The organism is Pseudomonas sp. Sample_21 (genome assembly GCF_004307525.1).
GTDB classification, from domain to species: domain Bacteria; phylum Pseudomonadota; class Gammaproteobacteria; order Pseudomonadales; family Pseudomonadaceae; genus Aquipseudomonas; species Aquipseudomonas atacamensis.
In genome coordinates this window covers 124,859-147,389 of sequence record NZ_RCNZ01000088.1, presented here as the reverse complement: position 1 = coordinate 147,389, position 22,531 = coordinate 124,859, and the positions used below count along the sequence as shown (strand labels likewise).

Sequence of the window (22,531 nt, the reverse complement as noted above, 5' to 3'; positions counted from 1 at the left end):
AGCTTGCAAACCTTACGGCGCGTACGTCAGCAACAGCTCTGTCGGCACCTTGAAGTCCAGGGACATCATGACGCTCAACGCAGTGATGGTGAAGATCGAGAACACGAACAGCTTGCGTGCCCAGACGGTGTCATCGACTGCCTTGTAGCCGGTCCAGGCCATGTACAGCCAGTACATGCCCATGGCGGCGGCAACGGCGAGGTAGCTCATGCCGGCGTAGCCGCTGAAGGTCAGCATCAAGGTCGCCACGAGGAACGCCAGGATGTAGAGCAGGATGTGCTTCTTCGCCACTTGAATGCCGCGTTTCACTGGCAGCACCGGAATCGATGCGGCCAGGTAATCGTTGAAACGGAAAATCGCGATGGCGTAGGAATGCGGCATCTGCCACAGGCTGAACATCACCAGCAGGGTCAGTGCGGCCATGTCGAAGCTGTTGGTCACGGCAACGTAACCGATCACTGGCGGCATGGCGCCCGACAGACTGCCCACCAGCGTGCCGTGAACCGACTTGCGCTTGAGGTACAGGCTGTAGAAGCCAACGTAGATGATGAAGCCGATTACCGCGAACAAGGCAGCCAACGGGTTGGCCACCTTGTACAACAAGGCAACGCCGAGAACACCCAGAATGGTCGCGTAAACCAGGGCCAGTTTCAGGGAGATGAGGCCCTGGACCAGCACACGGTTCTTGGTGCGTTCCATCTTCAGGTCGATGTCGCGGTCGATGCAGTTGTTGAACACGCAACCGGAGGCCACGACCAGGGACGTACCGATCATGGCGGCCAGAAACACCGCCAGATCGACATGCCCTTTCGAGGCCAGGAAGAACCCGCCTGCCACAGAAAGCACGTTACCGAAAATGATCCCCGGTTTGGTGATTTGGATAAAGTGCTTGAGCGACATCGGGTCTACCTCACTTCGCCATCATGTACGTGTGGATGCTGAACATGATCCACAGCGACAGGCCAACCAGCAGCACGATCACGATCGCCGTAAAGACGAATGCGATCACGTTGTTACGCTGTGCAATGGAACGGTCCAGGTGCAGGAAGTAATACAGGTGAACGATCACCTGGATCACTGCGAACAGCAGAACGATTGCCAGCGTCGTCGACTTCGGCAGGGTCGGGTACATCACCAGACCGAACGGAATGACGGTCAGGATTACCGAGAGAATGAAGCCGATGGCGTACGACTTGACGCTGCCGTGGCCAGCATCGTGGCTGTCATGGGAGTGTGCATTAGCCATTACAGAGTCCCCATCAGGTAAACAACGGTGAAGACGCAGATCCAGACCACGTCCAGGAAGTGCCAGAACAGGCTCAGGCAGCTCAGACGGGTCTTGTTGGTCGACGTCAGGCCATGCTTGTTGACCTGATACATCATGATGCCCATCCAGATCAGACCGGCCGAAACGTGCAGACCGTGGGTACCGACCAGGGTGAAGAACGCCGACAGGAAGCCCGAACGGCTAGGACCAAAGCCCTCGGAGATCAGCAGGTGGAACTCGTTGATCTCCATGGCGATGAAGCCCGCGCCGAGCAGGAAGGTCATGAACAACCAGCCCAGGACCGCCTGCTTCTTGCCCTTGTACAACGCCAGCATGGCGAAGCCGTAGGTGATCGAACTGAACAACAGCAGAGCGGTTTCGCCCAGCACGTAAGGCAGTTCGAAGATCTCGTGGCCCGACGGGCCACCGGCAACGTTGTTTACCAGTACTGCGTACACCGCGAAGATCGACGCAAACAGAATGCAGTCGGTCATCAGGTAGAGCCAGAAACCGTATACGGTCATCTCGCCCGAGTCGTGGTGATGGTCATCGTGCCCATGGTCACCATGGGCGTGTCCAACATTGGTCACTAAGTTCGACATGGTTTAAGCCTGTTCCAACGAGGTTTCAACACGGGTGGCATTGGCCGGGATTTTCCCTGCCGCGACCAGACGCTTGTGCTGCTCGGCTTCGATACGCTCGATCGTTTCAACCGGAACCATATAGCCCTGGTCGTCACGTGCAGCGTGGATCACGAAGTAAACGACGGTGCCCACCAGGCTCGCGATCGCCAGCCACCAGATGTGCCAGATCATCGCGAAACCGAAGACGGTCAACAGCGCGCCCATCACCACGCCAGTGGCGGTGTTGTTCGGCATGTGGATCGGCTCGTACTTGGCCGGACGCTGGTACGCAGTACCGTTTTCCTTGGCTTCGGTGAACGGGTCGATGCAGTCAGCCTTAGGCAGCACAGCGAAGTTGTAGAACGGTGGTGGCGACGAGGTCGACCATTCCAGGGTGTGTGCATTCCACGGGTCACCGTGATCGCAAACGTTCTCTGGCTTGTTGCGGTCACGCACACTGACGTACAGCTGGATCAGTTGGCAGGCGATACCGACAGCGATCATCACCGCACCGAACATGGCAACGTACAGGTACGGTACCCACTCAGGGTTGGTGGTGGCGTTCAGACGACGGGTCATGCCCATGAAGCCCAGTGCATAGAGCGGCATGAACGCGACGAAGAAGCCCGAGATCCAGAACCAGAACGCTGCTTTACCCCAGCCTTCGTGCAGCTTGAAGCCGAACGCTTTCGGGAAGTAGAACGCGAAGCCAGCGATGTAACCGAATACCGCACCGCCGATGATCACGTTGTGGAAGTGCGCGATCACGAACAGGCTGTTGTGCAGCACGAAGTCAGCACCCGGGATGGCCAGCAGTACGCCGGTCATGCCGCCGATGGCGAAGGTCACCATGAAGCCCAGAGTCCACATGACCTGGCTGGTGAAGCGCAGACGGCCCTGGTAGATGGTGAACAGCCAGTTGAACAGCTTCACACCCGTCGGGATGGAAATCAGCATCGTCGCCAGACCGAAGAAGGCGTTGACGCTTGCACCCGAACCCATGGTGAAGAAGTGGTGCAGCCAGACCATGAAGCCCAGTACCGAGATCGCGCCCGAGGCGTAGATCATCGAGTGGTGGCCGAACAGTTTCTTGCCGGTGAAGGCCGAGATCACTTCCGAGAAGATGCCGAAGGCCGGCAGGATCAGGATGTAAACCTCAGGGTGGCCCCACGCCCAGAACAGGTTGACGTACATCATCGGATTGCCACCAAGTTCATTGGTGAAAATGTGGAAATCCATGTAACGGTCAAGGGTCAGCAGTGCCAGGGTAGCGGTCAGGATCGGGAACGAAGCCACGATCAGAACGTTTGCCCAGGTGCAGGTCCAGGTGAAGATCGGCATGTCCATCAGTTTCATGCCAGGGGTACGCATTTTCAGTACGGTCGCGAGGAAGTTGACCCCGGTTAACGTCGTACCCAATCCGGATAGCTGTAGCGCCCAGATGTAGTAATCCATACCCACGCCAGGGCTGTATTGCAGACCCGACAGCGGCGGATACGCAACCCAACCGGTCTTGGCGAATTCACCGATACCCAGCGACAGGTTGATCAGCACAACGCCGGACACCAGCAGCCAGAAGCTCAGGGAGTTCAGGAACGGGAACGCAACGTCACGCGCGCCGATCTGCAGCGGCACTGCAAGGTTCATCAGGCCGGTGAAGAATGGCATCGCCATGAAGATGATCATGATCACACCGTGAGCGGTGAAGATCTGGTCATAGTGTTCAGGTGGCAGGTAGCCAGGCGAACCCTCGGTGGCCATGGCCAGCTGGGTACGCATCATGATCGCGTCGGCAAAGCCGCGCAGCAGCATGACCATGGCGACGATGATGTACATCACGCCGATTTTCTTGTGGTCGACCGAAGTCAGCCACTCAGTCCACAGGTACGTCCACTTCTTGAAGTAAGTGATCGCAGCGAACAGCGCCAGACCACCGAGGGCGATCATGGCGATGGTCACCATCACGATCGGCTCGTGGAATGGGACTGCTTCCCAACTTAATTTACCAAACATCGTTTACTCCTCTGCCCCGGCAGCTGAATGCGAACCCGCGTCAATATCCGTGGCCGCCACTTCTTTCTCTTTCTTCTCGTGCTTCAGCGGCTTGCCCGGCTTCATACCTTCGTACTTGTCGACGATGATCTGGAACTGGTTCGGCGTGACCGACGAGTAGAGTTCGACTGGGTTGTTCTGGCTCGGTTTGGCCAGGGCCGCGTATTCAGCCTGATCAAGCTGTTTAGGCGACTTCTTGACTTCACTTACCCAGGCGTCGAAATCTTCCTGAGTAGTGGAGATAGCCTTGAATTTCATACCGGTGAAACCGGCACCGCTGTAGTTGGCGGAGATACCGTCCATTTCAGCGTTGCGGTCAGCGATCAGGTGCAGCTTGGTCTGCATGCCCGCCATCGCGTAGATCTGGCCGCCCAGGCCCGGGATGAAGAACGAGTTCATCACGGCATCGGAGGTGATCTTGAAGTTGATTGGCGTGTGCGCCGGGAACACGATCTTGTTGACCGTGGCAATGCCTTGTTCCGGGTAGATGAACAGCCACTTCCAGTCCAGCGCGACGACTTCGATGGTCACCGGCTTGACGTCAGACTCGATCGGACGATACGGGTCCAGCTCGTGAGTCGAGATGTAAGTGATGTAGCCCAGGGCGATGATGATCAGCACCGGGATGGTCCATACGGCCACTTCGATCTTGGTCGAGTGCGACCACTTCGGCGTGTAGACCGCGTTCTTGTTCGAAGCGCGGTACTTCCAGGCAAACAGGAAGGTCATGACGATGACCGGCACGACGACCAACAGCATCAGCAGCGTGGCGGTGATGATCAGGTTGCGCTGTTCCAGGCCGACCTGGCCCGTTGGATTGAGCAAGGTCATGTTGCAGCCTCCCAGCAACAACGTGCCGAGCAGCGGCACTAGGCCTAGTAATCTGGGGTACCTGTTTTTACTCATCTCACGACCTCTAAAGCAGCTTGCGCAATGCAGTTGGGTTTTGATCGCCAACACTTCACCCTGCCAAGGGTTGGCATTTTCTTTGGATTGAATAAGGGCCGCCCGTCGCGCGTCTCACGCTCGACAAAACCTTGGGACAGCGTTCAGTTCTTATTCGAATTCGTGGTCAAAGGCCTTGTTACAGACCAATTCCATTTGGTGCGGAAAATTGGAAAGGCACCGACACCAGGGTGTCTCGAAAACCTCGCGGCTCGCTCGACACCCGACCTCCTGATCAGTTCCTTGATAAAGGCTGAACAGCGTCGGGAATTCAGTGCGGGCGATTGTAGATAGGTAGCGCCCTATACACCATGTCTTATCCCGAAATAATTTTTATCACTCAGAGCAACAATCCATCGCCATTTTTGCAAAAGTTGCGCAAGTTATCGAAAGCGCTTCTCAATAAAAGCGGCAAAATCTGCCAGCGTAACCGCCTCAAATCAGACAGCTCTGCACCCGATCTACAAACGCTGGAGCGGCGCAAAGCCCGATGTTCCAAGGGCTTCGCCCATCTGCCGGCGCCTGTTAAAACTGCCTGCTCTGGTACGTCCGTGCTCAAGCCCGAAAACGCTGAAGCTGGCCAATGTTTTTATGTAACAGGCGGCCAATCCGCCGCATCCCGAGTCCCTGCGACAGCCCCTGTGTGACAACATGTCGCACATTTGCCGCACGCTTCATTGCCGTTCGTCACGGTGTTTTCACAAACGCTCTGAAATGCAAAACGCCCCGATTTTCAGCAGCGAAAATCGGGGCGTTTTGTTTATCGGCAGCTCTGCCGAGAAGTTGAATCAGTGCAGCGCTTTTCGATTACGCGAAGTCAGCAGAGGCACCAGAATGACCACCAGCACGAAGGCCACCAGCGCCCATTGCGCCAGCGACAGACCGAGGATCGGCGGATACGGCGTCGAGCAGAAACCGTCAACCTGAAAGCCCAGCGGGAAAATCTTTGCCAGCGGCAGATCATCGACAATCGGCTGCAGCACATCGACGCCACAGCTCACCGCCGGATAGAACTGCGTATAGACGTGATGCCCGGCCACACCAGCCCCGGCGATCGCACAGATCACCACCAGCGTCTCGAACACGGTGATGCTGCGACGGCTGCGCATGCCCGCGCCAATGAAGGCGAACAGTGCAATCAGCAACAGTGCATAGCGCTGCAGGATGCACAGAGGGCAAGGTGCTTCCCCTAGCACGACCTGCATGTAAAGTGCGCCGCCGATCAATGCCAGGCAGATGATCCCCAGCAACACCAGATAGCGCCGCTCACGCCCCAACCGCATCGTTTCCTCGCTCATTGCCTTTCCTTTGTAAGTCCATGGTCCAGCCGGCCGGCGGCTGAAATTGTCGCAAGTCTACACCGGGGCAATAAACGATAGAGCGGTTAAGGAATGATTAACCAACATGGCTTTTGCGGCGCGCAGAAGATTCGCGAGCAGGCTCGCTCCCACAATGGAACTGCGTCGAACGCAAATCCGGTGGGAGCGAGCCTGCTCGCGAACGAGACAACTCGGTCTCGGATCACTCCAGAGCAGCAGCCGGGCCGAAGAACTCGTAACGGCTCTGTTTCTCCGGCACGCCCAACGCTTTCAGATGCCGCTTGATCGCGCCCATGAACCCCTTCGGTCCCAAGAAGTACGCATCGACATCACGCTGCGCCGGCAGCCACTGGCCGAGCAGTTCTTCGCTGAGCAGGCCAACCTTGTCCGCCGCCGGGCTGATCCCATCTTCTTCGGCGTAGCAATAGAAGCGCTTGAGTTGCGGATGACGCGCCGCCAGCGCATCGACCCAGTCACGGAATGCGTGGACGCTGCCATTGCGCGCGCAGTGGATAAAGTGCACCGGACGTTCGGTGGCCAGCGCTGCTTCCAGCATCGCCAGCGTCGGGGTGATGCCGACGCCGCCACTGATCAGCACCAGTGGTTTGTCGCTGGCCGCCAGGGTGAATTCGCCCGACGGCGGGAACAGTTGGATGCTCGCGCCGACGTGCAGTTGATCATGCAGGTAGTTGGACGCGCGACCATTCGGTTCACGCTTGACGCTGATGCGGTACTGACCATTGTTGGCCAGTGCCGACAGCGAATAGTTACGACGGATTTCTTCGCCGTCGAGGATCAGCTTCATGCCGATGTACTGACCCGGTTCGGCCGCAAGAATCGGCCCTTTGTCCGCCGGTTCGAAGTAGAACGAGGTGATTTCGGCGCTCTCTTGCACCTTCGCCGCAACGATGAATTCCCGCGCACCGCGCCAGCCGCCGACGGCTTGCTCCTTCTGGTCATAGATCGCGGTTTCCGCGCCGATCAGGATGTCGGCCAGTTGCCCGTACGCAGCGCCCCAGGCACTCATCACCTCAGGCGTGGCGATCTCTTCGCCGAGCACTTCGGAAATGGCGCGCAGCAGGCAGGTGCCGACGATCGGGTAATGCTCCGGCAGAATCTGCAGGGCGACGTGTTTGTTGATGATCTTCGCCACCAGATCGCCCAACTGGTCGAGCTGATCGATGTGCCGGGCGTACATCAGCACGCCGTTGGCCAAGGCACGCGGCTGATCGCCACTGGCCTGATGCGCTTGGTTGAACAGCGGGCGCACTTGCGGGTATTCGGAGAGCATCATGCGGTAGAAATGCGTGATCAACGCCTCGCCGCCGCTTTCCAGCAGAGGCACGGTGGATTTGATGATGGCACGATCCTGGACGCTAAGCATAAGGTGACTCCTGCGCTTTCTTGAAAGATTGCATCAGGGATATCAGCTTTCGTGCCAACTAATTAATCCTTTGAATTCAACAGCTTGAAACCTACCTAGTCATTTGGACACAAATGAACGTATAGTCATCGCGACTACACCTTGTCTCTTTGACTACATAACCATGACCGCTAAATCCCTGCTTACCGCCCTGCTGCCCCTGGTCGCCGACCTCTCCCGCGAACTGCCCGAAGGTGAGCGCTACCGGCGTTTGCTCGAGGCCATGCGCGCCTTGTTGCCCTGCGATGCCGCCGCGTTGTTGCGTCTGGATGGCGAATCATTGGTGCCGCTGGCGGTGGATGGCTTGAGTACCGACACCCTCGGCCGGCGCTTCAAGGTCAGCGAGCATCCGCGTTTTGAAATCCTGCTGGCCGGCGCCGGGCCGACGCGCTTCGCTGCCGACAGCGACCTGCCCGATCCTTATGACGGATTGGTCGATGGCCTCGACGATCATCTTGAAGTTCACGACTGCCTCGGCTGTCCTTTATTCGTCGATGAAAAACTCTGGGGCCTGATCACCCTCGACGCGCTGGACCCGGAGCGTTTCGAGCCGATCGAACTCGACGCCCTGCAAGCCTTCGCCAGCCTCGCCTCGGCCACGGTCAATGCGGCCGAACGCATCGAACGTCTGGCCACCCGCGCCGAAGACGAACATCAGCGCGCCGAGGTCTACCGTCAGGCCAGCGGTCAGCAGCACCGCGAAATGATCGGCCAGAGCAAGGCGCATAAACGTTTGGTGGAAGAAATCAATCTGGTCGGCGGCAGTGATCTGACTGTTCTGATCACCGGCGAAACCGGGGTCGGCAAAGAGCTCGTGGCCCAAGCCATCCACGCCGCCTCCGCGCGCGCCGACAAACCGATCATCAGCCTCAACTGCGCCGCCCTCCCCGACACGCTGGTGGAAAGCGAACTGTTCGGCCACGTGCGCGGCGCCTTCACCGGCGCCACCAGCGACCGGCGCGGCAAGTTCGAACTGGCCAATGGCGGCACGCTGTTTCTTGATGAAGTCGGCGAGCTGTCGCTGACGGTCCAGGCCAAGTTGCTGCGCGTATTGCAGAGCGGTCAATTGCAGCGCCTGGGCTCGGACAAAGAGCACCAGGTCGACGTGCGTCTGATTGCCGCGACCAATCGTGATCTGGCCGAAGAAGTGCGCAGCGGTCGCTACCGTGCCGACTTCTATCACCGCTTGAGCGTGTACCCGCTGCGGGTGCCGGCCCTGCGCGATCGCGGGCGCGACGTGTTGCTGCTCAGTGGCTTCTTTCTCGAGCAGAACCGCTCGCGCATGGGCCTCAATAGCCTGCGTTTGAACAGTGATGCTCAGGAAGCGCTGCTCGCCTACACCTGGCCGGGCAATGTGCGCGAACTGGAGCACTTGATCGGGCGCAGTGCGCTAAAAGCGCTGGGTAACTGCAAAGTGCGGCCGAAGATTCTGAGTCTGAGCGCGGCGGATCTGGATTTGCCGCGTGAGGTTGTGGATAAAGTGGTTGCGCCTGCCAGTGCCGACTTGGTCAACGTGCTGCCGATGATCAGCGGGGATCTGCGCACTGCCACCGATGAGTTTCAGCGGCGGCTGATCAGTGCAGCGCTGGAGCGTCATCAGGATAACTGGGCGAGTGCGGCCCGGGAGTTGGGGGTGGATCGGGCGAATCTGGGGCGGATGGCCAAACGACTAGGCATGAAGAGCTAAAAGCACACCCTCACCCTAGCCCTAGCCCTCTCCCAGAGGGAGAGGGGACTGATTGGGGGATATTGAAGAATTCCACTGACGTGAAAGATTTCTTCCGAATCCATAATCGACTCGGTCGTTCAGGTCGGTGTAAAACGCCAGACACCTCCGTCGGCCCCCTCTACCTCTGGGAGAGGGCTGGGGTGAGGGGCAGTGATAGAGAGAACAGCGATCAACTCAAGCCGACTACCCGACAACTAACCTAAAGCCCATCCCTTTAACGCCGATAACACGGCATCAAAAGTTTCTGGCGATTCCCACTCTCGCCCCACAGAAGGTTCTTATGTCCTCCACCAAAGCCCGCGCAGATTCACTTTCGCTTCTGCTGTTTACCTTGCGCAGCGGCAAGCTGATGGCGATCAACCTGCTGAAAGTCAGTGAAATCATCCCCTGCCCGCCGCTGACCAAGCTGCCGGAGTCGCACCCGCACGTTAAAGGCATCGCCTCGCTGCGCGGTGCATCGCTGTCGGTGATCGATCTCAGCCGCGCGATCGGCGAGCGGCCTCTGGAAGATCCCAACGGTGGCTGCCTGATCGTCACCGATGTCAGCCGTTCCAAGCAGGGTCTGCATGTGCAGGCGGTCAGCAAGATCGTCCATTGCCTGACCACCGACATCAAGCCGCCACCGTTCGGCTCTGGCGGCTCGCGCGCCTACATCACCGGCGTGACCTCGGTGGACGGTACGCTGGTGCAGGTGTTGGATATCGAAAAAGTCATCCACAGCATCGCCCCGGCGCAGATCGAAATGGCGCCGACCGACCTGACCATGGAAGACGCTGAAGTGCTCGGCAACGCGCGCATTCTGGTGGTCGATGACAGCCAGGTGGCCCTGCAGCAATCGGTGCACACCCTGCGCAACCTCGGCCTGCAATGCCACACCGCGCGCAGTGCCAAGGAAGCCATCGACTGCCTGCTCGACCTGCAAGGCACCGCGCAGCAGATCAATCTGATCGTCTCCGACATCGAAATGTCGGAAATGGACGGCTACGCCTTCACCCGAACCCTGCGCGAGACCCCGGACTTTGCGCACTTGTACGTCTTGCTGCACACCTCCCTCGACAGCGCGATGAACAGTGAAAAGGCCCGACTGGCCGGTGCCAATGCGGTGCTGACCAAGTTCTCCTCGCCGGAGCTGACCCAACGCCTGATCGAAGCCGCCAAGCACGTCGCGGCCAATGGGCACTGAGTCTTGGCCGAGACGTTTTGCTTTCTGCTGCGGCGCGACTTGAGTGGGGTTCTGCCGGATGCGCAGTGGCCGGACGGGGTTGAGCTGTCCGTCTACTGCGAGGAGCTGGCGCCGGCGGTGCATCAGTTGATGCAGCTCGGACAGCTGGAAGGTGGCGGTCGAGTGCCGTCACTGGACGACTGGCGTCAGCGCTTTGCCAGCGACCCTGAATACGATCCAGCTTTGTGTTTCGTGGCCTGCGATGCCGAGGGCGTGGTGGGCGTGGCGCAGTGCTGGACCAGTGCGTATATCAAGAATCTGGTAGTGCACCCGCGAATGCAGGGCCGGGGGCTTGGACGCGCGTTGTTGCTGCATGCCTTCAGCGTCTTTCAACAGCGGCGCGAGGGGTTTGTCGATTTGCGGGTTCTGGAGGACAACCTGCGGGCGCGGCGGTTGTATGAGAGTGTCGGGATGGTTGTGGTTCGGCGCGAGCTTGTGCCCGACTGATCTACCGCTTTCGCGAGCAGGCTCGCTCCCACAGATGGATTGCATTTCAAACTGTGGGAGCGAGCCTGCTCGCGAAGGGCAGCACTGGCAACTTCCGCTATCCGACAGACTCCAACCTTGGCCATAACCAAGGATGCCCCAACCATGAAAGCCATCACCCTAGCGCTGCTCAGCCTCACCGCCCTCGCCTCCCAGGCCCACGCCTCCAGCCCCGACGCCTGGGCTGCCTATGACAAGACCGTACTCGCCAGCTGCACCAAGGCCAGTGGCCTGAAAAACGTCAAACCGGTCGGCACACCTGCGCAATTCGATGACCGCGTCGGTTACACCGCTGTCCTGCTGCAAGGCCAATACCCGCAAAAACACTTGAAAGGCCAGCAAGGCAGCGAGCTGTGTCTGTACAACAAACAGTCGAAAACCGCGTTCGTCACCGAGTGGGATTCGATTCGTCCGGTCACGAAAACCCACTGAGTGGCGCAGTCCTTGCTTCGATCCGGTTCTGTGCGATGGTTTTCTGCCGTCGTTTCACACCCTGATTGAAGACAGATCGCTCAATGAATACGACGTTTTCCTGCGTAGGTTGCGGCAAATGCTGCACTGACCACCATGTCCCGCTGACGCTGGCCGAAGCCCGCATGTGGGCGGCGGATGGCGGTCAGGTGATCGTGCTGGTCGAGGCGTTTCTCGGCAATGGCCTGGGCCTGCCAGCGCAGCAGCGCGAACATGCCGAGCGCCGTTCGGCGGTGGTCCGCAGTGGCACTACTGATGCTCACGTGGCGATCACCTTTGCCGCCTACAACGTCGGCCCCTGCCGGAATCTTGACGACGACAAGCGCTGCCGGATCTACGAGCGGCGCCCGCTGGTGTGCCGGATTTACCCGGCGGAAATCAATCCGCACATTCCGCTCAATCCAGCTGCCAAGGATTGCCCGCCAGAGTCCTGGGAGCAGGGGCCGGAGCTGATCGTGGGCGGTGAGTTGGTTGATCGGGAACTGGTTGAGCTGATCCAGCGTTCGCGTCAGGCGGATCGGGATGACATCAGACTCAAGGATGCGATCTGCGCAACGTTGGGGATTCGCACCACGGCGCTCAAGGGCGACGGGTTCACCGCGTACTTGCCGAACATGGATGCGTTTGCAGCGGTGATCGACCAGGTGAGCGCGCAACCGATGGCGGCGCAAACCAGTGAATGGCTGTTTCATTTGTCTGGCGATGATGTGGCCGGACAGGTACTGGCTGCGGGTGGGCAGGTGGTGACGGAACCGGCGCAGACTTATGCGTTTATTTCATTGCGCGCGGCTTGATCTGGTATTTGTGCTGTAGCGGATGTCGCTTTCGCGAGCAGGCTCGCTCCCACAGGTTTGGGTTCTACACAAATCCAATGTGGGAGCGAGCCTGCTCGCGAAGAGGCCAGCACAAGCACCATCACTTTCCGATGTCAGCGCTTGCCCATCGACCGACGCGTCCCCGGCGGCGCCATGCCCGGGGTTTTGGTGTGGCCATTCTTCGCGCCATTCTTGTACCACGGCTGATTCGAGCCTTTCGCCGAAGCCAGCTCGCCCGGCTTGAACGGGAACTTGAACGCCGGGATCTCGGCCTTGGTTTCGCTGGCGTCAGCCACTTCAGCCGGGACGTCGCTCACAGCGTCGTCAACCGGCGGTTGGGTCGGGGAAGTCATAAAAGCTCCGGGAACAAAAAGTCGGCCCGATCAGTGAGCCGCAAAGGCGCGCAGTATACCTGTGCGCTCTGGCTCGGCATCTGAAGATTTGCGCGATGCGCTGAATGGTTCCCTGGCACTGACACTGCGTGATGATATTTCAGTTCATGCGATGCTGAACGTCACCCAACAATTGCGACGTGCTCTCCAGCAATTGCTCAAGAAGCGCGTCATCTTCATCCATATAGCCTTCGTATTCGGCGAGATTGCGCCGCTCATGGCACAGCGCAAACAATCGCACCTGAACCTTGCTGCTTTGCGTGGTATGGATCAGGCACTGGAATACCAGATAGCGCTTGTCCGATCGATAGCCACTCAGGCGAAGAGCTGTCAGCGCCAGCGCGTGAGCGGCGTTGTAGGCCAAATCGAACCGGCTGGAAAACGACAGTGTGCAGGTGTGCGCATCCTTGAGCCTATCCAGAGCCGAGCGCATCAGCCCCTCACACTCCTTGCGGTCAGGTGGCTCCGCTTTCAGTACACCGCTACGTAGAAGATTCTCCAGACTCTCGTTGCTGCCCATCCTTGGACTCCAAAGGGTTTGCCCCTGACAGATCGATTTTTTCCTGCTGCATCACTCGCATGACAAAACTGTTCTGTGCCGCCAGCTTCGTAGCCCAGTCTTGCGGGGTGTATAGCGTCGGGTTGATGGGACGCCCCAATTGCTCCTCCAACGGCATGAGTCGCTCCATCAACTCACTGTAGTGCAGGCCTTCGCCAATCAGCATGAGATCTATGTCACTGAGTGTGTTCGCCGAGTTTTTGGCGATGGAGCCATACACGAACGCCCACGTGATCTGTTCGGCAAACGGTTCTAATGCCTGACGAAGAGGCTCGGCAACACCGAATGTCTTGCGCGTGATGCCCAGAAGCTCCGCGTAGATAGGACATGCGGGGTTGGCCTGGTAATGGGTCTGGTTACCCACTCGAGTCATACTGAGGATCCCGGCTCGTTGCAATCGATCGAGTTCACGCATCAGGCCGCCTTTGCCAACCCGTGCCCAGCGCACAATTTCGTTGGCGTAGAACGTCTGGTCAGGCTTGCCGAACAACAATCCCAACACTTTTTGCTGGGTGGCGGTGAACAGGGCTTCGCTTAAAGAAAGGTTTTCCACTGGCGCAAACCGAAGAGTCCCAAAACAGGAACGATAGGTCCCTTTTAGGGACTTATCAACTCAACGGTAATCGCAGCCAGAGCAATTAACGTCGGAAACTGACAATCCTGACAGCCAGCCGTCACCCTGCCGACCGCCTGACCGGTTTATAACTGGTCAATCTGCCCAAACTCCAGACTTCGGCGCCGCGCATGTCCATCCAGAAAAACAAAATCCTGCTGGCCACTCTCCTGATTCTGCTGGCAGCCGCCGGCCTGTGGTTCGCGCTGAAACCGGCGCCGGCCAAACTGGCTACACCGACTGCCATTCCGGTGCGGGTGGTGACGGTCAGCGCCAAAGACGTGCCGCGCTATACCAGCGGCATCGGCTCGGTGCTGTCGCTGCACAGCGTGGTGGTGCGTCCGCAGATCGACGGGATCCTGACGAAAATTCTGGTCAAGGAAGGCCAACTGGTCAAAGCAGGCGACCTGCTCGCCACCATCGACGACCGCTCGATCCGCGCCAGCCTCGACCAGGCCCGGGCGCAGTTGGGCGAGAGTCGGGCGCAGTTGCAGGTCGCGCTGGTCAATCTCAAGCGCTACAAACTGCTCAGCGTCGACGACGGCGTGTCGAAGCAGACCTTCGACCAGCAGCAAGCGCTGGTCAATCAGCTCAAGGCCACCGCGCAAGGCAATCAGGCCTCGATTGATGCGGCGCAGGTGCAACTGTCCTACACGCAGATTCGCTCTCCGGTCACCGGGCGCGTCGGTATTCGTACCGTCGATGAAGGCAACTTCCTGCGCATGACCGACACCCAGGGCCTGTTCACCGTCACGCAGATCGACCCGATCGCCGTCGAATTCTCCCTGCCGCAGCAGATGCTGCCGACCCTGCAGAGTCTGATCAGCGATCCGCAACGCGCCCCGGTCAAGGCGTACATCGGAGCCGATACTGATGGCGAAACCGGCAATCTGCTCGGCGAAGGTCAGCTGACCCTGATCGACAATCAGATCAACGCCAACACCGGCACCATCCGCGCCAAGGCCGAATTCGCCAATGCCAGCCAGAAGCTCTGGCCGGGTTTGCTGGTGACGGTAAAAATTCAGACGGCTGTGGATAAAGATGCGCTGGTGGTTCCGCCCACCGTCGTACAGCGTGGCCTCGAACAACACTTTGTTTACCGCGTGAAGGACGACAAGGTCGAGGCGGTGCCGGTGCAAATGGTTTATCAGGGCAGCGGCCAGGACATCATCAAAGGCGTCAACGCTGGTGACGTGCTGGTGACCGACGGCCAGTCGCGACTCAAACCGGGCTCGAGCGTGCAAATCATGAGTGAGCCGCCGCAAGTGGTGCAGGCGGAGCCCAAGCCATGAACTCGCACAAGGGCATCTCGACCTGGTGCATCGATCACCCGGTGGCGACGATTTTGCTGACGTTCGCTCTGGTACTGGTCGGCGTAATTGCCTTCCCGCGTTTGCCAATTGCGCCACTGCCGGAAGCGGAATTTCCTACGATCCAGGTCTCGGCACAGTTGCCCGGCGCCAGCCCCGACACCATGGCTTCCTCAGTGGCCACGCCGCTGGAGGTGCAATTCAGCGCCATCCCCGGCATGACCCAGATGACCTCCAGCAGCGCGCTGGGCTCAACTCTGCTGACCCTGCAATTTACCCTCGACAAAAGCATCGACACCGCCGCCCAGGAAGTACAGGCGGCGATCAACACCGCCGCCGGCAAGTTGCCAAAAGACATGCCGACGTTGCCAACGTGGAAGAAGGTCAACCCGGCCGATAGCCCGGTGCTGATCCTCAGCGTCAGCTCGACACAGATGCCCGGCACCGAACTCAGCGACCTGGTGGAAACCCTGCTCTCGCGTCAGATCAGTCAGGTCGACGGCGTCGGCCAGATCAACATCACCGGTCAGCAACGTCCGGCGATTCGCGTACAAGCCTCGGCGGACAAACTCGCGGCCATCGGCCTGACGCTGGCCGACATTCGGCTGGCGATCCAGCAGACCAGCCTTAACCTGGCTAAAGGTGCGCTGTACGGCGAATCGAGCATCTCGACGCTGTCGACCAACGACCAGTTGTTCCACCCCGAGGATTACAGCCAGCTCATCGTTTCCTACAAAGATGGCGCCCCGGTCCACCTGCGCGATGTCGCCAAAGTCGTCAACGGTGCGGAAGATGCCTACGTGCAGGCCTGGGCCGGAGATCGCCCCGGTGTGAATCTGGTGATTTTCCGCCAGCCCGGCGCCAACATTGTTGAAACCGTCGACCGCATTCAGGCCGCCCTGCCCGGCCTCGAAGCGATGCTGCCGGCCTCGGTGCAGGTGAAAACCCTGATCGACCGCACGCAAACCATTCGCGCCTCGCTGCATGAAGTCGAGATCACTTTGCTGATCGCGATCCTGCTGGTGGTCGCGGTGATGGCGCTGTTCCTGCGGCAGTTATCGGCGACGCTGATTGTTTCGGCGGTGCTCGGCGTCTCGCTGATCGCCAGTTTCGCCCTGATGTACGTCCTCGGCTTCAGCCTGAACAACCTGACGCTGGTGGCGATCGTCGTCGCGGTCGGCTTCGTCGTGGACGATGCGATTGTGGTGGTGGAAAACATCCATCGCCATCTCGAGGCCGGCGATGATATGCGCGAGGCGGCGATCAAGGGGGCCGGCGAGATTGGCTTCACCGTCGTTTCGATCAGTTTTTCACTGGTGGCGGCATTCATTCCGCTGCTGTTCATGGGCGGTGTGGTCGGGCGTCTTTTCAAGGAATTCGCCCTGACAGCGACTTCGACGATCATGATTTCCGTGGTGGTGTCGCTGACCCTGGCGCCAACCCTTGCCGCGCTGTTTATGCGTAAGCCGGTACATCACGCCAACGCCAAACCCGGTTTCAGCGAACGCCTGCTCGGCTGGTACGAAAAAGGCCTGCGCCGCGCCCTCGACCACCAGAAACTGATGATTGGTGTATTTGGCCTTTCGCTGGCGTTGGCGGTCGCCGGGTACATTTTCATTCCCAAGGGGTTCTTCCCGGTGCAGGACACCGGGTTCGTCCTCGGCACCACCGAAGCCGCTGCGGATATTTCCTACGGCGACATGGTGAAAAAACACTTGGCGATGGCCGAAATCGTCGCCGCCGATCCGGCGGTGCAGGCGTTTTCCCATTCGGTCGGGGTTTCCGGCAGCAATCAGACCATCGCCAACGGGCGCTTCTGGATCGCCCTGAAAAAACGTGGCGATCGCGATGTCAGCGCCAGCCAGTTCATCGATCGCATCCGCCCGCAACTGATGAAAGTGCCCGGCATCGTCCTTTATTTGCGCGCCGGGCAGGACATCAACCTCAGCTCCGGCCCCAGCCGTGCGCAGTACCAATACGTACTCAAGAGCAACGACGGCGCGACCCTCGCCACCTGGACCCAGCGCCTGACCGAGAAACTGCGCAGCAACCCGGCATTCCGCGACATATCCAATGACCTGCAACTGGGCGGCAGCATCACTCACATCAGCATCGACCGCAGCGCCGCCGCGCGTTTCGGCCTGACCGCCAGCGATGTCGACGAGGCGCTGTACGATGCATTCGGCCAACGGCAGATCAATGAATTCCAGACCCAGGTCAACCAGTACAACGTGATTCTCGAGCTGGACACCAAGCAGCGCGGCAAGGCCGAAAGCCTCAACTATTTTTACCTGCGCTCGCCACTGAGCGGCGAGATGGTGCCGCTGTCGGCGCTGGCAAGGTTTGACGCGCCAACCATCGGTCCGCTGTCGATTGCCCATGACGGCATGTTCCCCGCCGCCAATATGTCATTCAACCTCGCCCCCGGCGTGGCATTGGGCGATGCGGTGATTCAGCTCAACCAGGCCAAGGCCGAGATCGGCATGCCCACCGCGATCAGCGGCAATTTCCAGGGTGCGGCGCAGGCGTTCCAGAGTTCGCTGGCCAGCCAGCCGTGGCTGATTCTGGCGGCGCTGGTGGCGGTGTACATCATTCTCGGCGTGCTTTATGAAAGCTTCGTGCATCCACTGACGATCATTTCGACCCTGCCGGCGGCAGGTCTGGGCGCGGTGATCATGCTGTGGATCTGCGGCCAGGACTTTTCGATCATGGCGTTGATCGGTCTGGTGCTGCTGATCGGCATCGTCAAAAAGAACGGCATCCTGATGATCGACTTCGCGCTCGAGGCGCAGCGCCAGCGCGGTCTGCCGCCGCAGGAGGCGATTTTCGAAGCGTGCATCACCCGGTTCCGGCCAATCATCATGACCACCCTCGCCGCCCTGCTCGGCGCATTGCCGCTGATGCTCGGCTACGGCACCGGCGCCGAACTGCGCCAGCCGTTGGGGATTGCCGTGGTCGGCGGTTTGCTGGTCAGCCAGATGCTGACGCTGTTCACCACGCCGGTCATATACTTATGGCTCGAGCGGCTGTTTCACCGGCACTCACACCCACCAGCCCCAACGCCCGCAACGGCACTGGCGACCACAGACTGAGGCGGTCATGCGCGTTCTGATCATCGAAGACGAAGAAAAAACCGCGGATTATCTGCACCGTGGCCTGACCGAACAGGGCTACACCGTCGACCTTGCCCGCGACGGTGTCGAAGGCCTGCATCTGGCGCTGGAATGCGACTACGCCGTGATCGTCCTCGACGTCATGCTGCCGGGGCTCGATGGCTTCGGCGTACTGCGCGCATTACGTGCGCGCAAGCAGACCCCGGTGATCATGCTCACCGCCCGCGAGCGCGTCGAAGACCGCATCAAGGGCCTGCGCGACGGCGCCGACGATTACCTCGGCAAACCGTTTTCCTTTCTCGAACTGGTCGCCCGGCTGCAAGCACTGACCCGCCGCAGCGGCGGCCATGAGCCGGTGCAAGTGACCATCGCCGACCTGTGGATCGACCTGATCAGCCGCAAAGCCACCCGCGCCGGCACGCGCCTGGATCTGACCGCGAAAGAGTTTTCCCTGCTCAGCGTGCTCGCCCGTCGCCAAGGCGAAATCCTTTCGAAGACCGCAATCGCGGAAATGGTCTGGGACATCAATTTCGACAGTGACGCCAACGTCGTCGAAGTCGCGATCAAACGCCTGCGCGCCAAGCTCGACGGGCCGTTCAACGAAAAACTGCTGCACACCATTCGCGGTATGGGTTATGTGCTGGAGAGCCGTGGTGTCCAGTAACTCGATTGCCTTGCGCCTGAGCGGCATGTTCACGCTGGTGGCGCTGGTGGTGTTTCTGTTGATTGGCGGCGCGCTGTATCAGCAGGTCGACAAAGGTCTGGGTTTGTTGCCCGAAGCCGAGCTGGATGCGCGGTACAGCGTGCTCGAATCCACCGTCGGCCGTTACGGCACGCCGGAGCATTGGGTGAAGATCAACAACAAGCTCAAGCTGCTCGGCGAGGAAGACAAGCGCATCAGCTTCTGGATCAGCAGCGGTGATCCGCGCTACGAATACGGCAACCTTACGCCGCAGATTCGTGCCGCGATCAATGGCCCGTTGGGCATGCACGATCTGCAACTGCCCGATCAACCCTACCCACTGAAAGTGCTGGTCAGTCAGTTCCCCGCCAAGGACCAGCGTCCGCCGTTGCGCTTCATGATCGGCATCGACACCGAGACGCTGCATCAGACCCAGCATCACTTGCTCATCGCCCTGATCAGTCTGGCGATTGTCGGGGTGCTGCTGGCCTCTGCATTGGGCTATTGGGTTGCAAGAATCGGTCTGAAGCCGCTGATCAAACTGTCGCAGGAAGCCCAGCGTCTGGCACCACCGCTGCGCGCCGGACGCTTGCGCCTGTCGCCGCTGCCGCCGGAACTGGAACAGTTTGTCGAGTCGTTCAACTCGACCCTGGAACGGGTCGAACTGGCCTATTCACGGCTGGAATCATTCAACGCCGACGTCGCCCATGAACTGCGCTCGCCGCTGACCAACCTGATCGGCCAGACCCAGGTCGCACTGACTCGCGGGCGCTCCGCCGAACACTATTTCGAAGTGCTGCAATCGAACCTCGAAGAGCTGGAGCGGCTGCGTTCGATCATCAACGACATGCTGTTTCTCGCCAGTGCCGATCAGGGCAACAAGGCGACCAAACTGACCTCGACGTCACTGGCTGATGAGGTGGCGACGACACTGGACTATCTGGATTTCATTCTTGAAGACGCGCAGGTTGAAGTGCAGGTCAGCGGCGATGCGCAAGTGCAGATCGAGGTCGCGCATCTGCGCCGGGCATTGATCAATTTACTCAGCAACGCGGTGCAGCATACCGAACCGGGCCAGGTGATCGAGGTGCGCATCGAGGTTGAAGAACATCAGGTAAGCATTGGCGTAGCCAATCCCGGGACGCCGATTGCCAGCGAGCATCTGCCGAGGTTGTTCGAGCGGTTTTATCGGGTTGATGCCTCGCGTAGCAACAGCGGCAATAACCACGGGCTGGGGCTGGCCATCGTCAAGGCGATTGCGCTGATGCATGGCGGGGATGTGTTTGTGCGCAGTGACCGGGGCATGAACACCTTCGGCATCAACCTCCCGGTCTGATTTTTTGTCGAGCGATCGTTCCCACGCTCCGCGTGGGAATGCAGCCCGGGACGCTCTGCGTCCCTTCCAAACCGAACGCGGAGCGTCCGTGGAGACATTCCCACGCGGAGCGTGGGAACGATCAACTCGACGGGATGATCTTTGCTTTTGCTGTAACAGTCATTTATGAAAATCACGCTGTTTCCCAACCCTCGGCAACCTTATCTTTGCCCGCACCAAACAGCACTCGCCAAGCGAGAAGGTTTTCAAGATGTCCAACAGTATGGGTATTGCCAGCGCATTCGTTTTGTCCTCATTGATTCTGTCGCCGATGGCGATGGCTGAAGAATCGCAAGCGTTCGTGGCGCACAACGTCGCTCGCGCGCAGGCATTCGATCAGCATCAGGCCGAAGTGATGGCCAAGGCTCAAGACGCGACGCAATCCCAGCAGGCCGCTACTTCCCAGGCTCAAGCGCTCGAGAAAGACAGCTGAGTCGCACCGCGAAAGGTTTCCCTCGACGCGGTTGTTTGGCTCTTCCCGTTCAACCGTCGTCACTCCAGGCCGCTGCCATTCAGCGGCCTTTTTTCGTTGTGGTCTGAAAGCCGTCTGCTGCGTCTGTAACAACAAGAAACATCAAGCCGCTCAAGAAACAGAGCGGCCCGCTGACCCAAGGAGCCCCACCGCACGTGTTTTACCCTGTCCGCCTCACCCCGCTGTTCATTGCAATTGCCGCAACGATTGCCCCCGCTGTCCACGCCGATGAGCCAGCCCAACAGGGCTTCGTCGCAGGCTCGAGCCTCAACCTCAACGCCCGCAACTACTACATGAATCGCAACCGCTTGCAGAAGGCGGACGACAATATCGAGTGGGGTCAAGGTTTTCTCGGCGTGTTCCAGTCCGGCTACACCGAAGGCACGGTCGGCTTCGGCGTCGATGCCCACGCCATGCTCGGCCTGAAACTCGATGGGGGTGGCGGGACCGACGGTTCGAGCATCCTGCCGATCAGCGATGGCAACGGCAAAGCGCCGGGCTCGTTCTCCACCGCAGGCGGGACGTTGAAGCTGCGCGCCTTCGATACCGAGTTGAAGGCCGGTGATCTGTTCCTCACCAACCCGGTCATCGCCGGCGGCGACACGCGGATGCTGCCGCAGACCTTTCGTGGCATCAGCCTGAGCAACCACAGCTTCGACGGCTGGCTGATCGAAGGTGGCCAGGCCAGTTTCACCAAGCCGTATAACCAGAGCGGTCATACCCGCATCGGAACGTCATACGGCACCCTCGCCGACGGCGACAAAAGCCAGCACCTGAACTGGGCCGGTGTGGCCTGGAGCGGCGTTGAGGGCCTGACCAGCAGCCTTTACGCGTCCGAGCTCAAGGACATCTGGAACCAGTACTACTACGACCTCGACTACACCTGGCAACTGAACGATCTGGTCAGCCTCAACCCGGGCCTGCACTTCTATCACACGCAAGACACCGGTGATGCGCTGCTCGGCGATATCGATAACAACACCTGGAGCACGCATCTCACCGTCGGCATCGGCAGCCACAGCGTCACTGCCGCCTATCAGCGGGTCAACGGCAATACGCCGTTCGACTACATCAGCCAGGGCGACAGCGTTTATCTGGACAACTCGCAGCAGTATTCGGACTTCAACGGCCCGAACGAACGTTCCTGGAAGCTCAAGTACGCCTACGACTTCACCGGTGCCGGCATGCCCGGCCTGACTTCGGCGCTGTCTTATTCACGCGGCACGGTGGATCTGACCAAAGCCGACACGGACAGCCCAGGCTATTCGAGCTGGTACAGCGCCGATGGCCGCAACGCCAAGCATTGGGAACGCGACATCGATTTGCAGTACGTCGTACAAAGCGGCCAGGCCAAGGATCTCGCGGTGCGCCTGCAATGGGCGACCAACCGGGGCGGCAACGGCTACGGCGCGATTGATTCGGATACAGATGAATACCGCGTGATCATCGACTACCCGGTCAACGTCTTCTAAGATCGCCGCTGCGTTTTTCAGATCCTCTGATCTACCCTGTGGGAGCGAGCCTGCTCCGGGCGGCGTTCCGACGAAAGCTGATTGTCAGTCAACATCTGTGTTGAATGACACACCGCTTTCGCGAGCAGGCTCGCTCCCACAAGGTTGTCCGGCGTCAGCCCTACTAAGCTTACGAAACCACTCCTACCGAC

22 protein-coding genes are annotated in these 22,531 nt (G+C 59.6%); 12 read left to right on the top strand and 10 right to left on the bottom strand.

The features are described from left to right. Nucleotides 1–12 precede the first annotated feature (12 nt). Genes cyoE through cyoA form a run of 5 tightly spaced genes read right to left on the bottom strand, consistent with a single transcriptional unit; the run spans nucleotide 13 to nucleotide 4,848 of the window. The gene (cyoE, locus tag D8U71_RS16310) at nucleotides 13–900 is read right to left on the bottom strand and encodes a heme o synthase (protein WP_016773305.1); all 888 of its coding nucleotides are present in this window, start codon (nucleotides 898–900) and stop codon (nucleotides 13–15) included. A 10-nt stretch (nucleotides 901–910) separates the two neighbouring features. Continuing rightward, the gene (cyoD, locus tag D8U71_RS16305) at nucleotides 911–1,246 is read right to left on the bottom strand and encodes a cytochrome o ubiquinol oxidase subunit IV (RefSeq protein ID WP_011335842.1); all 336 of its coding nucleotides are present in this window, start codon (nucleotides 1,244–1,246) and stop codon (nucleotides 911–913) included. Then, the gene (gene cyoC / locus D8U71_RS16300; protein ID WP_024014230.1) at nucleotides 1,246–1,869 is read right to left on the bottom strand and encodes a cytochrome o ubiquinol oxidase subunit III; all 624 of its coding nucleotides are present in this window, start codon (nucleotides 1,867–1,869) and stop codon (nucleotides 1,246–1,248) included. Before cyoC ends, cyoD begins: the two co-directional genes overlap by 1 nt. A gap of 3 nt (nucleotides 1,870–1,872) precedes the next feature. Continuing rightward, nucleotides 1,873–3,903, bottom strand: coding sequence for a cytochrome o ubiquinol oxidase subunit I (cyoB, locus tag D8U71_RS16295; RefSeq protein ID WP_016773302.1), 2,031 nt, complete (start codon nucleotides 3,901–3,903; stop codon nucleotides 1,873–1,875). A 3-nt stretch (nucleotides 3,904–3,906) separates the two neighbouring features. After that, complete coding sequence (gene cyoA / locus D8U71_RS16290; protein WP_024014231.1) at nucleotides 3,907–4,848, bottom strand: ubiquinol oxidase subunit II; 942 nt, start codon at nucleotides 4,846–4,848, stop codon at nucleotides 3,907–3,909. A gap of 350 nt (nucleotides 4,849–5,198) precedes the next feature. Here cyoA and D8U71_RS16280 point away from each other — a divergent pair, with 350 nt between their 5' ends. Continuing rightward, nucleotides 5,199–5,534 (top strand): hypothetical protein, encoded by a 336-nt coding sequence (locus tag D8U71_RS16280; RefSeq protein ID WP_130888209.1) that lies wholly within the window; start codon nucleotides 5,199–5,201, stop codon nucleotides 5,532–5,534. A gap of 141 nt (nucleotides 5,535–5,675) precedes the next feature. Here the strand turns inward: D8U71_RS16280 and D8U71_RS16275 are convergent, their stop codons facing one another. Continuing rightward, nucleotides 5,676–6,185, bottom strand: coding sequence for a disulfide bond formation protein B (locus tag D8U71_RS16275; protein ID WP_122507825.1), 510 nt, complete (start codon nucleotides 6,183–6,185; stop codon nucleotides 5,676–5,678). A 223-nt stretch (nucleotides 6,186–6,408) separates the two neighbouring features. Next, the gene (gene hmpA / locus D8U71_RS16270; RefSeq protein ID WP_130888208.1) at nucleotides 6,409–7,590 is read right to left on the bottom strand and encodes an NO-inducible flavohemoprotein; all 1,182 of its coding nucleotides are present in this window, start codon (nucleotides 7,588–7,590) and stop codon (nucleotides 6,409–6,411) included. 163 nt (nucleotides 7,591–7,753) lie between these two features. Here hmpA and norR point away from each other — a divergent pair, with 163 nt between their 5' ends. The 5 genes from norR to D8U71_RS16245 all read left to right on the top strand — a co-directional run bounded on the left by norR (nucleotide 7,754) and on the right by D8U71_RS16245 (nucleotide 12,331). Continuing rightward, nucleotides 7,754–9,316, top strand: a complete 1,563-nt coding sequence (gene norR / locus D8U71_RS16265; RefSeq protein ID WP_130888207.1) for a nitric oxide reductase transcriptional regulator NorR — start codon at nucleotides 7,754–7,756, stop codon at nucleotides 9,314–9,316. Between the two features lie 322 nt (nucleotides 9,317–9,638). Then, nucleotides 9,639–10,541 carry a chemotaxis protein gene (locus tag D8U71_RS16260; RefSeq protein ID WP_016773296.1) on the top strand — a complete coding sequence of 301 codons (903 nt, stop codon included), beginning with the start codon at nucleotides 9,639–9,641 and terminating at the stop codon, nucleotides 10,539–10,541. Between the two features lie 3 nt (nucleotides 10,542–10,544). Further along, nucleotides 10,545–11,027, top strand: coding sequence for a GNAT family N-acetyltransferase (locus D8U71_RS16255; protein ID WP_024014234.1), 483 nt, complete (start codon nucleotides 10,545–10,547; stop codon nucleotides 11,025–11,027). Between the two features lie 144 nt (nucleotides 11,028–11,171). Further along, nucleotides 11,172–11,498, top strand: a complete 327-nt coding sequence (locus D8U71_RS16250) for a hypothetical protein (protein ID WP_130888206.1) — start codon at nucleotides 11,172–11,174, stop codon at nucleotides 11,496–11,498. An 83-nt stretch (nucleotides 11,499–11,581) separates the two neighbouring features. After that, nucleotides 11,582–12,331 (top strand): YkgJ family cysteine cluster protein, encoded by a 750-nt coding sequence (locus D8U71_RS16245; protein WP_122880687.1) that lies wholly within the window; start codon nucleotides 11,582–11,584, stop codon nucleotides 12,329–12,331. Between the two features lie 134 nt (nucleotides 12,332–12,465). Here the strand turns inward: D8U71_RS16245 and D8U71_RS16240 are convergent, their stop codons facing one another. From D8U71_RS16240 to D8U71_RS16230, 3 genes are all read right to left on the bottom strand, one after another. Further along, nucleotides 12,466–12,705 carry a hypothetical protein gene (locus D8U71_RS16240; protein ID WP_016773292.1) on the bottom strand — a complete coding sequence of 80 codons (240 nt, stop codon included), beginning with the start codon at nucleotides 12,703–12,705 and terminating at the stop codon, nucleotides 12,466–12,468. Between the two features lie 139 nt (nucleotides 12,706–12,844). After that, nucleotides 12,845–13,264 carry a hypothetical protein gene (locus D8U71_RS16235; RefSeq protein WP_122507832.1) on the bottom strand — a complete coding sequence of 140 codons (420 nt, stop codon included), beginning with the start codon at nucleotides 13,262–13,264 and terminating at the stop codon, nucleotides 12,845–12,847. Next, nucleotides 13,227–13,856: a nucleotidyltransferase domain-containing protein gene (locus tag D8U71_RS16230; RefSeq protein WP_130888205.1), complete on the bottom strand. Its 630-nt coding sequence runs from the start codon at nucleotides 13,854–13,856 to the stop codon at nucleotides 13,227–13,229. Before D8U71_RS16230 ends, D8U71_RS16235 begins: the two co-directional genes overlap by 38 nt. Nucleotides 13,857–14,047: 191 nt before the next feature. Here D8U71_RS16230 and D8U71_RS16225 point away from each other — a divergent pair, with 191 nt between their 5' ends. From D8U71_RS16225 to D8U71_RS16200, 6 genes are all read left to right on the top strand, one after another. Then, entirely contained in the window at nucleotides 14,048–15,208 is a 1,161-nt protein-coding gene (locus D8U71_RS16225) for an efflux RND transporter periplasmic adaptor subunit (protein WP_130888204.1), read from the top strand. Beyond that, complete coding sequence (locus D8U71_RS16220) at nucleotides 15,205–18,318, top strand: multidrug efflux RND transporter permease subunit (protein WP_130888203.1); 3,114 nt, start codon at nucleotides 15,205–15,207, stop codon at nucleotides 18,316–18,318. Before D8U71_RS16225 ends, D8U71_RS16220 begins: the two co-directional genes overlap by 4 nt. 7 nt (nucleotides 18,319–18,325) lie before the next feature. Then, nucleotides 18,326–19,003 (top strand): heavy metal response regulator transcription factor, encoded by a 678-nt coding sequence (locus D8U71_RS16215; RefSeq protein WP_016773287.1) that lies wholly within the window; start codon nucleotides 18,326–18,328, stop codon nucleotides 19,001–19,003. After that, on the top strand, nucleotides 18,993–20,357 hold the full coding sequence (locus D8U71_RS16210; protein WP_122611824.1) for a heavy metal sensor histidine kinase: 1,365 nt from the start codon (nucleotides 18,993–18,995) through the stop codon (nucleotides 20,355–20,357). The genes D8U71_RS16215 and D8U71_RS16210 overlap by 11 nt, the downstream gene beginning before the upstream one ends. Before the next feature lie 250 nt (nucleotides 20,358–20,607). Beyond that, on the top strand, nucleotides 20,608–20,829 hold the full coding sequence (locus D8U71_RS16205; protein WP_130888202.1) for a hypothetical protein: 222 nt from the start codon (nucleotides 20,608–20,610) through the stop codon (nucleotides 20,827–20,829). Between the two features lie 194 nt (nucleotides 20,830–21,023). After that, nucleotides 21,024–22,340, top strand: a complete 1,317-nt coding sequence (locus tag D8U71_RS16200; protein ID WP_130888201.1) for an OprD family porin — start codon at nucleotides 21,024–21,026, stop codon at nucleotides 22,338–22,340. Nucleotides 22,341–22,531 lie beyond the last annotated feature (191 nt).

Bases quoted from the DNA above. Each gene is read 5' to 3' on its own strand.
- cyoE (WP_016773305.1), bottom strand. From the start codon at position 900: ATGTCGCTCAAGCACTTTATCCAAATCACCAAACCGGGGATCATTTTC.
- cyoD (WP_011335842.1), bottom strand. From the start codon at position 1,246: ATGGCTAATGCACACTCCCATGACAGCCACGATGCTGGCCACGGCAGC.
- cyoC (WP_024014230.1), bottom strand. From the start codon at position 1,869: ATGTCGAACTTAGTGACCAATGTTGGACACGCCCATGGTGACCATGGG.
- cyoB (WP_016773302.1), bottom strand. From the start codon at position 3,903: ATGTTTGGTAAATTAAGTTGGGAAGCAGTCCCATTCCACGAGCCGATC.
- cyoA (WP_024014231.1), bottom strand. From the start codon at position 4,848: ATGAGTAAAAACAGGTACCCCAGATTACTAGGCCTAGTGCCGCTGCTC.
- D8U71_RS16280 (WP_130888209.1), top strand. From the start codon at position 5,199: ATGTCTTATCCCGAAATAATTTTTATCACTCAGAGCAACAATCCATCG.
- D8U71_RS16275 (WP_122507825.1), bottom strand. From the start codon at position 6,185: ATGAGCGAGGAAACGATGCGGTTGGGGCGTGAGCGGCGCTATCTGGTG.
- hmpA (WP_130888208.1), bottom strand. From the start codon at position 7,590: ATGCTTAGCGTCCAGGATCGTGCCATCATCAAATCCACCGTGCCTCTG.
- norR (WP_130888207.1), top strand. From the start codon at position 7,754: ATGACCGCTAAATCCCTGCTTACCGCCCTGCTGCCCCTGGTCGCCGAC.
- D8U71_RS16260 (WP_016773296.1), top strand. From the start codon at position 9,639: ATGTCCTCCACCAAAGCCCGCGCAGATTCACTTTCGCTTCTGCTGTTT.
- D8U71_RS16250 (WP_130888206.1), top strand. From the start codon at position 11,172: ATGAAAGCCATCACCCTAGCGCTGCTCAGCCTCACCGCCCTCGCCTCC.
- D8U71_RS16245 (WP_122880687.1), top strand. From the start codon at position 11,582: ATGAATACGACGTTTTCCTGCGTAGGTTGCGGCAAATGCTGCACTGAC.
- D8U71_RS16240 (WP_016773292.1), bottom strand. From the start codon at position 12,705: ATGACTTCCCCGACCCAACCGCCGGTTGACGACGCTGTGAGCGACGTC.
- D8U71_RS16235 (WP_122507832.1), bottom strand. From the start codon at position 13,264: ATGGGCAGCAACGAGAGTCTGGAGAATCTTCTACGTAGCGGTGTACTG.
- D8U71_RS16225 (WP_130888204.1), top strand. From the start codon at position 14,048: ATGTCCATCCAGAAAAACAAAATCCTGCTGGCCACTCTCCTGATTCTG.
- D8U71_RS16220 (WP_130888203.1), top strand. From the start codon at position 15,205: ATGAACTCGCACAAGGGCATCTCGACCTGGTGCATCGATCACCCGGTG.
- D8U71_RS16215 (WP_016773287.1), top strand. From the start codon at position 18,326: ATGCGCGTTCTGATCATCGAAGACGAAGAAAAAACCGCGGATTATCTG.
- D8U71_RS16205 (WP_130888202.1), top strand. From the start codon at position 20,608: ATGTCCAACAGTATGGGTATTGCCAGCGCATTCGTTTTGTCCTCATTG.